The organism is Acinetobacter sp. ANC 4973 (assembly GCF_002135275.1).
Taxonomy (GTDB): domain Bacteria; phylum Pseudomonadota; class Gammaproteobacteria; order Pseudomonadales; family Moraxellaceae; genus Acinetobacter; species Acinetobacter kyonggiensis.
Genome location: NZ_NEGM01000018.1, coordinates 23174 through 36610 on the forward strand (window position 1 = coordinate 23174; position 13437 = coordinate 36610).

General features: G+C 39.3%; 14 protein-coding genes and 1 pseudogene. 14 read left to right on the top strand and 1 reads right to left on the bottom strand.

Features of this window, described 5'->3' with window-relative positions:
* The first annotated feature begins 414 nt into the window (after window positions 1-414).
* The 10 genes from B9T30_RS14630 (at window position 415) to madM (ending at window position 8584) form a co-directional block, all read left to right on the top strand.
* Entirely contained in the window at window positions 415-657 is a 243-nt protein-coding gene (locus B9T30_RS14630; RefSeq protein WP_143223216.1) for a TIGR03643 family protein, read from the top strand.
* 588 nt (window positions 658-1245) lie between these two features.
* Window positions 1246-2925: a malonate decarboxylase subunit alpha gene (mdcA, locus tag B9T30_RS14635; RefSeq protein WP_086185651.1), complete on the top strand. Its 1680-nt coding sequence runs from the start codon at window positions 1246-1248 to the stop codon at window positions 2923-2925.
* Window positions 2925-3800 carry a triphosphoribosyl-dephospho-CoA synthase gene (locus B9T30_RS14640; RefSeq protein ID WP_086185652.1) on the top strand — a complete coding sequence of 292 codons (876 nt, stop codon included), beginning with the start codon at window positions 2925-2927 and terminating at the stop codon, window positions 3798-3800. The genes mdcA and B9T30_RS14640 overlap by 1 nt, the downstream gene beginning before the upstream one ends.
* A gap of 11 nt (window positions 3801-3811) precedes the next feature.
* Window positions 3812-4111: a malonate decarboxylase subunit delta gene (locus B9T30_RS14645; protein WP_086185653.1), complete on the top strand. Its 300-nt coding sequence runs from the start codon at window positions 3812-3814 to the stop codon at window positions 4109-4111.
* Window positions 4104-4955: a biotin-independent malonate decarboxylase subunit beta gene (locus B9T30_RS14650; RefSeq protein ID WP_086185654.1), complete on the top strand. Its 852-nt coding sequence runs from the start codon at window positions 4104-4106 to the stop codon at window positions 4953-4955. The genes B9T30_RS14645 and B9T30_RS14650 overlap by 8 nt, the downstream gene beginning before the upstream one ends.
* Window positions 4952-5776 carry a biotin-independent malonate decarboxylase subunit gamma gene (mdcE, locus tag B9T30_RS14655; protein ID WP_086185655.1) on the top strand — a complete coding sequence of 275 codons (825 nt, stop codon included), beginning with the start codon at window positions 4952-4954 and terminating at the stop codon, window positions 5774-5776. Before B9T30_RS14650 ends, mdcE begins: the two co-directional genes overlap by 4 nt.
* A complete protein-coding gene (locus B9T30_RS14660) occupies window positions 5776-6378 on the top strand; it encodes a malonate decarboxylase holo-ACP synthase (protein WP_086185664.1) in 603 nt (200 codons plus the stop codon). Before mdcE ends, B9T30_RS14660 begins: the two co-directional genes overlap by 1 nt.
* Before the next feature lie 12 nt (window positions 6379-6390).
* On the top strand, window positions 6391-7329 hold the full coding sequence (mdcH, locus tag B9T30_RS14665; protein WP_086185656.1) for a malonate decarboxylase subunit epsilon: 939 nt from the start codon (window positions 6391-6393) through the stop codon (window positions 7327-7329).
* Window positions 7330-7373: 44 nt separating this feature from the next.
* Window positions 7374-7775 carry a malonate transporter subunit MadL gene (madL, locus tag B9T30_RS14670; RefSeq protein ID WP_086166528.1) on the top strand — a complete coding sequence of 134 codons (402 nt, stop codon included), beginning with the start codon at window positions 7374-7376 and terminating at the stop codon, window positions 7773-7775.
* A gap of 47 nt (window positions 7776-7822) precedes the next feature.
* The gene (madM, locus tag B9T30_RS14675) at window positions 7823-8584 is read left to right on the top strand and encodes a malonate transporter subunit MadM (protein ID WP_086185657.1); all 762 of its coding nucleotides are present in this window, start codon (window positions 7823-7825) and stop codon (window positions 8582-8584) included.
* 73 nt (window positions 8585-8657) lie between these two features.
* On the opposite strand, the gene B9T30_RS14680 is transcribed toward madM, so the two are convergent.
* Window positions 8658-9569 (bottom strand): LysR family transcriptional regulator, encoded by a 912-nt coding sequence (locus B9T30_RS14680; RefSeq protein WP_086185658.1) that lies wholly within the window; start codon window positions 9567-9569, stop codon window positions 8658-8660.
* Between the two features lie 432 nt (window positions 9570-10001).
* Between B9T30_RS14680 and B9T30_RS14685 the strand changes: the two genes are divergently transcribed.
* The 4 genes and pseudogenes from B9T30_RS14685 to B9T30_RS16420 all read left to right on the top strand — a co-directional run.
* A complete protein-coding gene (locus tag B9T30_RS14685) occupies window positions 10002-10790 on the top strand; it encodes a tellurium resistance protein (protein WP_086185659.1) in 789 nt (262 codons plus the stop codon).
* Between the two features lie 20 nt (window positions 10791-10810).
* Window positions 10811-11944, top strand: coding sequence for a toxic anion resistance protein (locus B9T30_RS14690; RefSeq protein WP_086185660.1), 1134 nt, complete (start codon window positions 10811-10813; stop codon window positions 11942-11944).
* Between the two features lie 42 nt (window positions 11945-11986).
* On the top strand, window positions 11987-12907 hold the full coding sequence (locus B9T30_RS14695) for a hypothetical protein (RefSeq protein ID WP_086185661.1): 921 nt from the start codon (window positions 11987-11989) through the stop codon (window positions 12905-12907).
* 438 nt (window positions 12908-13345) lie between these two features.
* A pseudogene (locus B9T30_RS16420) lies at window positions 13346-13437 on the top strand (alkyl hydroperoxide reductase); the annotation flags it as partial.

The window sequence follows — 13437 nt, forward strand, 5'->3', positions numbered from 1 at the left end:
CGAAATGTCAGAGAAATAAAAAAATAGATTTGATTTCAGGATGAACCTGATTGCTGAAATTGTGAATGGGATAAATGTACACCAACTTTTGCAAGAGTAATTATGCAGTTTGTATAGCATAAGAGTTTTAATAAAATTTAGAGTGATATTGCTTTATTTTTATCTACTGCAAAAAATCCATGTGAAGCTAAAGCGAACAAATTTAATCTAAAGTATTGGATTAAAAATTGAAGAAAAATCACAAATTCTTCATCTTGAGTCTTTTAAAATTGGTGGGCAAACATGATTTAAAAAGATCAGGAAAGATAGCTTGTACCATACAGATAGGTTGTTTTTCTTTTTTCATCTTCATGATTTTAATATTTTTCTTTTTAATAAAATAAGGGTGATGCTGTGGATAATGCGGTCGAATATATGGGTGCAGATCTATCACGGATTATTGAAATGGCGTGGGAGGATAGAACACCTTTTGAAGCCATAGAGCGTGAGTTTGGGCTGAATGAATCTGCTGTGATTCGGTTAATGCGGCAAAATTTAAAGTCGGGTAGTTTTAAGCTATGGCGTAAACGGGTGGCGGGGCGTAAAACCAAGCATTTGCAGTTACGTTTGCCCGAGGTAATCCGTGGTTACTGTACACGCCAGTATAAACATCATTAACTATAAAATATGGCAGGATGGCTGAGTCGTTTATTCCGCCATCCTATCCCGAACACGTTCCCGCCAGCCTAGAATTTGCCAAATAAACCGTTCATTCATACTAAGTCACAATTTAAATAAGGAACAAGTAGGGCATTGCTACGGGTCTTTGTCCAGTAAAAATACTTAAGATGACCAATAACTATGGAATCTTACCTGAGCAACTCAATCACATCAGCATCAATTGGCTCATATCTCAATTACAGTGGAGCATGCTGCCTGATCATGCTTTACGATTTTCGCTGTCATGGTTTCATGCTCGCTTTCATGTTACGGATTCATCACTTTGCATAATGATCAGCAGCAGATATTATTCCTGAATACAATCAATTAACTTTTTAATTTCGCTCTTTTAAATTTAGCTGTTACGGCTAAAAACATGATAGTTACACCTTCCAGCCTTGTATTTCTAATTCTATAGCGCATAAAACCTTTAGCTTATCTAAATATTAACTTTAAGTTAATGAAAGTGATTGGAGGTTGATTGATCAAAATCTAATAAAACGCTTTTATAGGCTTAGACCAAAATACAGAATTAGGATAAATGACATGGATGGTTCGGTTCAGAACAAAGAACGTAAATGGAATACACGTCGACAGGCGAAACAGCTCAAAATAGAAATGGCCAGTAAGTATGCTGATGGTGTGGTTATTCCGACCCAAGATATTGTTAAGGTTTTAGAAACATTAATTACTGCGGGTGATCGAGTTGTTTTAGAAGGCAACAATCAGAAACAAGCCGATTTCCTTTCTCGCTCTTTGGCGCAGACGAACCCTGATGTTTTACATGATCTGCATATGATTATGCCGAGTGTTGGACGTCCAGAACACCTCGATTTATTTGAAAAAGGCATTGCACGTAAACTCGATTTTTCATTTGCTGGAACACAAAGTTTACGCATTAGCCAGTTGATTGAAGATGGTTTACTCGAAATTGGGGCGATTCATACTTATATCGAACTTTATTCACGCTTATTGGTTGATTTAATTCCGAATGTCGTGCTTTCAGCAGGTTTCATGGCGGATCGCGAAGGCAATATTTATACTGGCGCAAGTACAGAAGACACACCCGCATTGATTGAACCAGCAGCCTTTAGCGATGGCATTGTGATTGTGCAAGTGAATGAATTGGTGGATGACGTTAAAGATTTGCCACGGGTTGATATTCCTGCTTCTTGGGTCGATTTTGTGGTTGTGGCTGACAAACCTTTCTATATTGAGCCTTTATTTACCCGTGATCCTAAACATATCAAGCCTGTGCATATCCTAATGGCAATGATGGCAATTCGCGGAATTTATGAACGGCATAATGTACAGTCGCTGAATCATGGCATTGGTTTCAACACTGCTGCCATTGAACTGATTTTACCAACCTATGGTGAGTCTTTAGGTTTAAAAGGAAAAATTTGTACAAATTGGACGCTAAATCCACATCCGACTTTAATTCCTGCCATTGAAACAGGCTGGGTTCAAAGTGTGCATTGTTTTGGTACAGAGCTAGGAATGGAAAAATATGTTGCGGCGCGACCTGATGTATTTTTTACAGGTCGTGATGGTTCACTGCGATCTAATCGAATGATGTGTCAGCTTGCAGGTCAGTATGCAGTGGACTTATTTATTGGCGCAACCTTGCAAGTCGATGGCAGCGGGCATTCTTCAACAGTAACCAAAGGTCGTTTGGCTGGTTTTGGTGGCGCGCCAAATATGGGGCATGACCCACGAGGGCGTCGTCACGCTACGCCTGCATGGTTGGATATGCGTCCATCAGGTGCAACAGAAACCGAGACCTATCTTGCACGCGGTAAAAAACTGGTTGTGCAAATGGTGGAAACCTTTCAGGAAGGTGGCAAACCCACTTTTGTACATACCTTAGATGCAGTAGACGTAGCCAAAAAAGCCAATATGCCTTTAGCACCTATCATGATTTATGGCGACGATGTAACCCATCTTTTGACTGAAGAAGGCATTGCTTACTTGTATAAAGCCCGCAGTTTAGAAGAACGTCAGGAGATGATTGCTGCTGTTGCAGGAGTGACTGAAATTGGCTTAAACCATAATCCTAAGACAACAGAGCGTTTAAGACGTGAAGGATTGGTGGTGTTTCCAGAAGATTTAGGCATTCGCCGTACAGATGCCACGCGTGAATTACTGGCTGCAAAAAATATTGCGGATCTTGTGACATGGTCTGATGGGCTGTATCAGCCTCCAGCAAAATTCAGGAGCTGGTAATGAATGCACGTGTTCAACCTTACATTAGCCAACATTGTATTTTACTCGCAGATTTTGCAGTCCATGCTTTAGTTGCAGAAGTGAATTTAACCCCAAAACCTGCATTGGTGGATCAGCGTGGAAGCGGTGCCCATGATGATTTAACACTAGATTTGATGGAGCGTTCAGCCCACAGTTTACAGCCGATGTTTGTGGCAATGGCACAGGCTGCCTTTCAATATAGAACGTGTTCACAAGCATTACGTGAAGCGATTGGTGAAATTGGTCGTGTCGGTGAAGCCACCATGTTACACACCACGGGTGGGGTGAATACCCATCGTGGCGCAATTTGGGCATTAGGATTGATGGTCACAGCAGCGGCATTGGCCAGTTTGACTGCAAAACCAGTACAAGCCGTTGAACTGTGTCAATTAGCAGGGAAAATTGCACAATTTGAGGATCGTTTTATTCCTCGACAGGCACTCAGTCACGGTCAACAAGTACAAAAAGCATTGGGCATCAGTGGTGCGAAAGCACAAGCGCAGCAAGGGTTTCCTGCAATTGTGAAGTTTGGATTACCTGAACTGGATAAAAGCCGTCAAACACAGGGTAATGAAATAACTGCACGGGTAGATGCTTTGCTTGCCATGATGACCACCCTTGATGATACCTGTGTTTTATATCGTGCAGGAGAAACTGGATTAGCGCGAATGCAGCAGGGTGCTCAAGAGGTGTTGGATTTAGGTGGTTATTCAACCTTTGCTGGACAACATGCATTTAATTTTTTAGAACAGGATCTTTTGCGCTTAAGGGCCTCACCGGGTGGGGTTGCAGATTTACTTGCAGCCACATTATTTATTGATCGTGTTGAGCAATTTTATTTTAAAAATAAATAGGAAATGCAGTAATGGAAATACTCAAGTTTGAATTTGCAGCTGGAAGTAGTCCAACTAAAAAAGCATTGGTTGGTTGTGTAGGCTCGGGTGATTTAGAAATTTTAATGCAACCGAGTCAAACAGAAAAGATGTCAATCCATGTTGTCACATCGGTTGATGGTAGTTCAAAGCGTTGGGAAAATTTGTTTGAACGAATGTTCAGTGATCAAGCACCACCCGCTGTACATATTGATATACATGACTTTGGTGCAACACCGGGAGTTGTTCGCCTACGTTTAGAACAAGCATTTGAGGAGGTGAACGGTGGCTAATTTTCAAACTTTACTGGCAAAACAAAGCTTTATTGAACTAAGTGCGAGAGAACGTGCCAAAGCATTATTAGATGAACAAAGCTTTCGTGAATTATTAGATCCTTTTACACGAATGATGTCACCTTGGCTGCCAAAGCAGAATATCGTGCCACAAGCAGATGATGGTGTTGTGGTTGCAAAAGGCACACTTCAGCAAAAACCTGTTGTCATTATCTCGATTGAAGGTATTTTTCAGGGTGGAAGCCTAGGCGAAGTGGGCGGTGCAAAAATTGCAGGTGCATTAGAATTGGCCGCAGAAGATAACCGTAAGGGCATTCCAACCGCAGCAATTTTGTTACTTGAAACGGGTGGTGTACGTTTACAAGAAGCGAATTTGGGACTTGCTGCCATTGCAGAAATACAAGCAGCAATTGTGGCACTTAGACAATATCAACCTGTGGTCGCAGTCATTGCGGGGAGTGTCGGCTGTTTTGGTGGCATGTCGATTGCAGCAGCATTATGCAGTTATTTGATTATGACCCAAGAAGGACGTTTAGGACTAAATGGCCCACAAGTCATTGAGCAAGAAGCAGGTGTGCAAGAATATGATTCGAAGGATCGGCCATTTATCTGGAGTGTTACGGGCGGACAACAACGTGCTGCAAGTGGCTTGGTTGATGCCTATGTCGAAGATGACCGTCAGCAGATTAAACAGCAAGTTTTACAGTATTTAAACCAAGGTGTACCGACATTACATCGCAGCTCAAACTATGATTTTTATTTGAATCATTTACAGGGCGTTGATACGACAGAGCAAGCTACACCACTTCAAGTTCGTACTTTATATCAAGGAGAACAAGCATGAATATGGATGTACATGCAGTTAAGACATCAATACGTGGTCAGCATTGGTTTCAAGCACTCACTGCTGACTTTAGCCGAATTGAGCAAGGTGCCGAATCAGTCTGGGTTGCAGATGGACAAATGGCAGGAAAAACAGTTCGTGTCATTGCCGTTGTTCCAGATCAACACAATCTTTATCCGCGTGCTCAAAATGGTGAGGTGGGGTTATTAGAAGGTTGGACATTGGCCAAAGCGGTAGATGATGTGATTCGATCTGATCAAGACAGCGATCAAAAACGTGCAATCTTATGTATTGTTGATGTCCCAAGTCAGGCTTATGGTCGCCGTGAAGAACTTTTTGGTATTCATCAGGCCCTTGCTGGTGCAGTAGATAGTTATGCGCGAGCACGTTTGGCAGGACATCCTGTGATTAGTTTATTGGTTGGAAAGTCAATGTCTGGTGCATTTTTAGCCCATGGCTACCAAGCAAATCGTATCATTGCGCTTAAAGATACAGGTGTTATGGTACATGCCATGGGGAAAGAGTCGGCTGCCCGTGTGACACTGCGTACCGTTGATGAGTTAGAAAAACTTGCCGCAAGTATTCCACCTATGGCATACGACATTGAAAACTATGCCACATTAGGCTTGTTATCCAGTCTTTTAACCGTCGTGAATCCTGAACAACCTACAACTGAAGATATTGCATGTGTTCAAGAGGCATTTTTACATGCATTGAATGACATTCAAGCCACTGGTTCAACGGGACTTGAACATCGCTTACATGGTGAAAATAGGCAAGCTTCGAAACAGGTGCGTGAACTTTTGCGTGAGCAATGGTGATGCAAATGCATCTTCAAGCACATGATCTGTTATGGGGCATGATGCTTGATTGTTTAGAAGCCGATTTACCTACGTGGGTCAAGGCTGCTATTGCACAAAATCAGCCAGTTGTTGTGCGACGCGCTACGACAGATCCTACATTAGTTGCAGTGGGGATACGAGGTACAGCAAGACATCAACGCTATGCTGCACACATGCCAATCGCTGCGATTACCAAGCAGTTAAAACCAGAGGCATTGAGTGATGTGAACTTACACAGTTTTCCACATTTGATGAACCGATTGCAGATGATTCATAAGATATTGAATCAAAAAAATTGGGTCTGGGGATATACAGGAAGCGTTGGATTTGAACTGGCAACGGGTATTCAGACAGTGACTGAAAACAGTGACATTGACCTGTTGATTCGGACAGAGGAATTTTTGACGAAGGATGAAGCAAAACAATTGCTTCATCAGCTGGAACAAACCGAATTAAAGCTGGATGTGCAGCTTCAAACGCCAAATGGTGGTGTGGCACTTAAAGAATGGGCAAGGACGACGGGAAAGGTATTACTAAAACGAAATGATGGCGCAGTTTTGGTAAACAATCCTTGGCAGTAAAGGGATGATGGCATGAGTTCAATTTGGGTATATCCAGGTCAAGGTGCGCAAAAGGTCAATATGTTGCGTGATTTACCACAGACTACTTTGGTTCAACATTATCTTGAACAGGCAACAAATATCCTTAAACAAGATGTGTTGTTGCTGGATCAGCCAGAAGCGCTGAAATCAACTTATGCTGTGCAGCTTTGTTTGTTTATTTCAGGCGTTATTAGTTCTTCTTTAATGTCGGAACAAGGAGTTAAACCAGATTATGTTGCAGGCTTGTCCATAGGTGCTTGGGCTGCGGCAACAGTAGCAGGAGTCTTGAGTTTTGAAGATGGACTCAAGCTGGTTGCGCTTCGTGGACGTTTAATGCAGCAGGCCTATCCTTCAGGTTATGGCATGACAGCTTTGATGGGTACGACTCAATCTGATGTAGAGATTTGGGTTAATCAGGTTTATCAGCAGAATCAAGATGTTTTTATTGCCAATTTGAATACAGCAAATCAAATCGTGATTTCTGGATCAAATCAAGCAATGAAACAGGTTGCTGAAAAAGCACAGGAAAATGGAGTATTGGCCAAACGTTTAGAGGTGAGTGTGCCATCACATTGTTCATTATTATATGTTCAGGCAAAACAATTGGCTGAACATATAAAGGGAGTTGCGCAACAACAGCCGAATATACGTTATTTAAGTGGAACATCTGCTCGTTTACTCGTGAAGAAAGAGCAAGTTATTGAAGATATCAGCTTCAATATGTGCCGAATGATTGATTGGGAAAGTACGGTGCAATCCGCTTGGGAAAGAGGCGTACGTTTGCAGATTGAGAGTTTGCCGGGAACCGTCTTAACAGGATTAGCCCGTCAGACATTTAAAGAAGGAACTGTGCTGTCTTTTCAAGGAACACGTTTAGACAGTCTTATTGGTGCCATGCATAAAGAAAGTGCCCGATCACTGAATGCATAAATAGATAAATTTAAGTCATTATCCAAGGATATGAGGAATTAACAATGATTATATATGGAACAGCACTCTTAGCCATTTGCCATTTATTAGGAGACTATTTTGGTAATACGTTGGGTATGTTACTCGGTGTCAAAGCAAATGTAGGTGGTGTAGCCATCTCGATGATCTTGCTTATTTTATCAAAAGAGCTTTTAGCCAAGAAAGGATATCTGCCACAAGGAACTCAATTTGGTGTGTTGTATTGGTCAGGGATGTACATTCCAATTGTTGTTGCCATGTCTGCTGGCCAGAATGTTGTGGCTGCACTATCAGGCGGAATGTTAGGGCTGATCGTTTCAGTTGCATCATTAATCGGTACTGTTTTGGTGATTCGTTATTTAAATAAAATGAATAACGATTACGAGGTCTATGAATGGCCAGTTGAAGCTAAGGAAAAGACAGCTTAATTTTCGTTATAAAAAATACGAGTTCAATGATTAAAAGGAATTAAATAATGGATGCTTTAATTACGGTATTAAGTAAAAATGCGCTGGTTACTGCACTTGCAGTCACAGGGTTGATGATGTTTATTTCTCATTTACTTTCAAAGTATTTGACCAGAGGTAAACTTCAAAGTTCGGCAATTGCAATTACATTAGGCTTAGTGGTGGCATATTTTGCAGGCGTGTATACACAAGGAACAAAGGGAATTTCAGATATTGCCATTTTCTCTGGATTTGCTTTGCTTGGTGGTGCAATGATTCGTGACCTTGCCATTGCATCTACTGCATTTGAAGTCGATGTTAAAGAGGTAAAAAAGGCTGGAAAGGTGGGGCTTATTGCATTAGCACTGGGTTGTGTTGTTCCTTTTGTGATTGGCGCAATGACGGCATGGCTAATGGGATATAAAGACCCTGTTTCAATGACCACTATTGGTGCTGGGGCAATGACTTATATTGTTGGTCCAATTACAGGGACAGCGATTGGTGCGACTTCAGATGTCATTGCACTCTCAATTGCAATTGGTCTGATTAAGTCGGTATTCTTTATGGTGGGAACCCCATTACTGGCTAAATTTATGTACTTAAAAAGCCCGAAATCTGCCATGGTATTCGGTGGTTTGGCGGGAACCACAAGTGGAACGGCTGCTGGTTTAGCGGGTACTGATGTACGTCTAGTCCCTTATGGCGCATTGGTTGCAACATTTTATACAGGTTTAGGGTGTTTATTAGGCCCTTCAGTATTCTTTCTTACCGTAAATGCTATTTTTGGTTAAGAATGAATGGGTTTTATCCTGTATGGGCAATTTATTAAGATCTAAGGATTAAATAAATTGCCCAAATTTTATGTTAAAAATTTCTTGAAAACATACGACATTCAGCAATAAATGCCAATAAATTAGGATCACGTTCTTTACTTTTTAAGAAGACTAAACCAATTTCTTGCTTGATTTGATATTGCGCTTTAAGTCGAATTAACTTTACAGAGCTTTCATAAATTGTTGAAATTCGACCAGGCAATAAAGCCAGTCCAACCCCAGAACTGACCATACTAATTAAGGTAAAAATATCAGAAACCTGTAAAAAAACTTTAGGATCAATTTTAGCTTTTTCAAAGACCACATCACTATCGTTACGCGTAGCGAACCCTTTTGCAAGGGTCAGAAAAGTTTCATCTTTGAGCTGACTTAAATCGACTTCATCAAGTTCTGCATATTTGGAGTTCTTATGTACAGCTAAAAAAATGTCATCTTGAAACATGGGTAAGCACTCAAATTCTTGATTTTGAGTTGTTTCATTAAGCGCAACAATAATTGCATCTAACTCCGTGGCCTTTAACTTTTTGACCAAATCTAAATTTGAACTTAAAGAAAGTTGTATATCTAAATCGCCTCGTCTGAGTTTTAAACCACTAATAACACTTGGAATAGTATTCACTGTTAAAGAATACAAAGAACCTAAATGAAAAATTTTGGATGCAAATCCAGCAGCTTCTCGTGTTTTATTGACGGTAGTGACAATATCTTGAACAATTTTCTTTGAATGTTCTTCGAGGACATAAGCACTCTTTAAGGGAATTAAATTTCGACCTTCATTTTTGAACAAAGGGCAACGTAATGAATTTTCAAGAGAATGTAATGCTTTATGAACACTGACATTACTGATTTGCATTTCAACCGCTGTTTTTGACAAATTACCACATCGCATAAAAGCTAAAAAAATTTGAATTTTTTTAAGCGTCAGCTCTTCATCTATTTCCACCGAGTTTTATCCTTAAATGCTGATGGGCGTGATGGATGAATATAGCATGCCAATTTTTAAAATGTTTAATGGGATGGCCTGCTGAAAATGATGTTCGTACTGGATGTACTGTCTAATCTATCCAATCAGTGATGTAGGCTAGAAATTTGTGCTGGTTCACGGATTTTGGGGAAATACTCTCGATTGGCAACATGTCATTCCATTATTAATCAGACAAATTTCAAAGTGAATGATATTGCTAAGCATTAGAAACATAACTTTAGAAAAAAGCAGCTATTTATGATTCAATTTTTTAATTTGCTTAACTTTTCCAATTCATTATTTAAAATAGAATGAAATAAATAAAAATATCAACTAGAAATTGCAAAAGAACACATGATATTTTGTATAAAAGCCGTACTATAAAAATGATTTTATTGAGTTTCTAATATTATGTCTCAGATAGATGTTCTCGTTCCTTTGGCTGAAATTGAAGTGAATCGGGCTGAACTTCTCTCCATTCAACGCGATGATTTGGTTCCGTTACTGAATGATCAATATCGTCTCAATTATTATGCAGACCCACTGATTCAAGCACAATCTGTGTTGTTAAATGGCGTCGATCCACATTTAACGCAGCAGTTAAGTTTAACCATCGAACAACTGATTCAATCTTTAGCAGATTCAAAAAAATATTTAAAAACGCGGAAGTTTAATGCTTTGCAAAAATGGTTGGGGATAGATTTAGAATATGGTTCTGGTCAGGTTGAATATTATAAAAATTTAGATCAGTTACTCAGTCGAGCCAATCATTTAAGTCAAAAATTACAGATTGAGATTCAAAAGTCACAAGCACGTTTTCAGCAGTTGATTGGACATCGTGAGCAAATGGCAAAATACATTCGGGCTGCGCAAGAATTCTTGCAGGAATATCCGAATTTTGTACAGAATCAACATCCACTCGATAATTTTGCTGATCGGTTATCTAAAAAAATTAATACATTACAAACTTTACAAGCAAGTAATGACATTGCAATTACACAAATGCAGTTGTCTCAACAACTGTCTTTTACCTTACTCGATCGTTTTAAAGAGGCACAGCAGGTACTTATTCCTGCGTGGCAATATCATGTTAAACAAAGCAATCAAACCAGTTCGACAAGTGAATTGGAAAAGTTAGATAATAGCCGTGAAAATCTGATTAAAACTTTAAGAAAATCTCTCCAGAAACCAACACATTAATAATTTTCATTAGGTGTCCCATGACCAATTTTGAGCATAAAGATTTACCTACAGACGTGACCACAGATGTCGTTCAGCAAAAATTTCAGCAACTGAATTTACAAGAAATTGGATTGCAGGATTCAGACTTTAATGAAGTGATGAATGCACATAAAGAATTGGCTGAAATGAGCCATACAGCCGTTGCTGAATATGGTAAAAATATTGCGACAAAAACCTCGACCTATACCGATGAATTATTAAACTTAGTACAAAATAAAGACCTTGATACCACAGGTCAAAAATTAAATCAGGTGGTTCAAGTTGCGCAGCAGTTGAATACCAACAGTATTTTAAATCAGAAAAAAAGTTCGGGTTTCTTTGGCAGTTTATTCAGTAAAATGAGGGGTGCGAAGCAAAGCTTTGATCAACATTTTAATAGCACCAAAGAACAAATTGATGTGTTGGTCAAAGAAATTGAAACCTCTCAGTCGGGGTTAAAAAGTCGTGTTACAACTTTGGATAAAATGTTCCATGGCGTACAAGATGAATATAAACAGTTGGGTATTTATATTGCTGCTGGAAAATTAAAAGAACAGGAAATTCAACAAGAAATAGCGTTCTTAACCACACATATTCAAGATCAATCAACGGTACAAAAAATTTATGACCTCAACCATCTGGCCAATAACTTAGAAAAACGGGTCAGTGATTTACAAGTTTTACAGCAATCGGCGATGCAAACGTTACCCATGATTCGGATTATTCAATCGAATAATTTAATGTTGGTGGATAAATTTTACGCCATTAAGAACATTACGCTGCCTGCATGGAAAAACCAAATTAGCTTGGCCATTTCTTTGCATGAGCAGAAAAATAGTGTCCAACTGGCGAATAGTATTGATGATGCGACCAATGATCTGTTACGCCGTAATGCAGACTTGTTACATCAAAACTCTGTAGATACCGCCAAAGCCAATCAGCGTTCGGTGATTGATATTGAAACACTTGAACATGTGCAAAACACCCTCATTAAAACAGTGAATGATGTGCTTCAAGTGCAAAAAGAAGGCATGCAGAAACGTGCAGAAGCAACCACACGGTTACGTGCTTTGCAGAATAATCTGAATCATTTGGTTTTAGAATCAAATACAGGTGGGAGCAATAAGTCTTAGGATCGCTCCTAAGTTGATTGCTTACCTTTTAGGAGAAAGGATTTGCCTCCCTTAGATGAATATGCTGTGAATCCACAACAGATTGAATCGGGTGTGGTGGCGTTGAAAAAGCGCCAACGCAATGTGATGTTATTGTGCATCAGTAGTACAACCATTTTTATTGCTTCTGTTGTGGCATTATTTTTACAACATGATTTTGTCTATAGTTTTTTTGGTGTGACCACTGAACTTAAACAATTACATATGCCCATCAGTATAGATAGTCATCTGGCGGCATTGGGGCAGCATTCAGATTATTTTACCAGTTTGCTGTCATGGTTTGGCTGGCTTATTCTGAAGCTGTTTGTCTCTTTTGTAGGGGCATTTTTTGTCATTCATTTTTTGAAAAAAATCCGTTTTTTTTATATCCGTTTTCAGTCTTTTATTTTGAAGTTTGTCGGTTGGTTGATTGCGTTTATCGTGTTGTGGTCGGGGCTGACTTATCTACAATATGATTTAAAGCATGATGAAAATGATGCCTATGCCAAAGCGATTCAATACGATAAAAATATTCAGCAAAGTGAGCTAGCCCAATATTTACAGCAAGCTGATTTAGATGAGCCAGTGAAGGCTTATTTACTGGCGCAAACTGCGTTATTACATAAACCTACCGATAAAGATGCCGCAATTCCTCAGGTTTTAGCTTTGGTGAAAGCGGAAAGATCAGATCCGAATTTTATTGAATATGGTTTTAAACCTGAACAATTATGGACGATGCAGCATCAACTTTATGCTAAAACTTTAACACCAATGGCTGAAAGTGTATCGCGCCAAGTGGAACAGGCCGCACAAATAAGTGCCTTTGTTAAAATATTGATTATTGCGCTACTGATTGTATCTGCGGTTTTGAGTTTGATTTTATTTCTCTTAGCACAGCATTTAAAAGGTCGAGCTTTAAGAGTAGAGCAGCGTCTTGTACCTTGATCATCAACCTTGAAGGCCTGATCACGTAATTCGTAAAGTCAAAATTAAAATTTTTTTAGTAGGTATTGGATTTATGATTGTGGCATGGATGCCACACGTTTCCCATCCTTGCGCTACATTTTAAAGCAGTGCTTAAAACTGGCTCAGGACGTCGTGTATGGGAAACAAAAGGTTTTTCTTGCGGACTTAAAATATATTTTGAGATCCTCATTTTGACCTTTCAAAAGTAGAGATAGTGCCTACGCAAAGGGAAAAGAATTAAATCAATTAAATGAGGCAGTGCTGATTTTAAAGAATCAAATATTAAACATTTTTTGATTTATGCAAGTTATCTGATAATTCGATCTTAATTATAAAAACAAACTGTTTTACCTATTTAATGGTTTGTTTTATGATGACTGCATTCAATAGACATTTACTCCTTTGGAGACGTTTGCCATGTTAGATCAAAATACTTCAGCACAATTAAAAACCCTACTTGAACGCTTAGAAAGTCCAATTGAAATTGTGGCATCGCTCAATGATTCCGA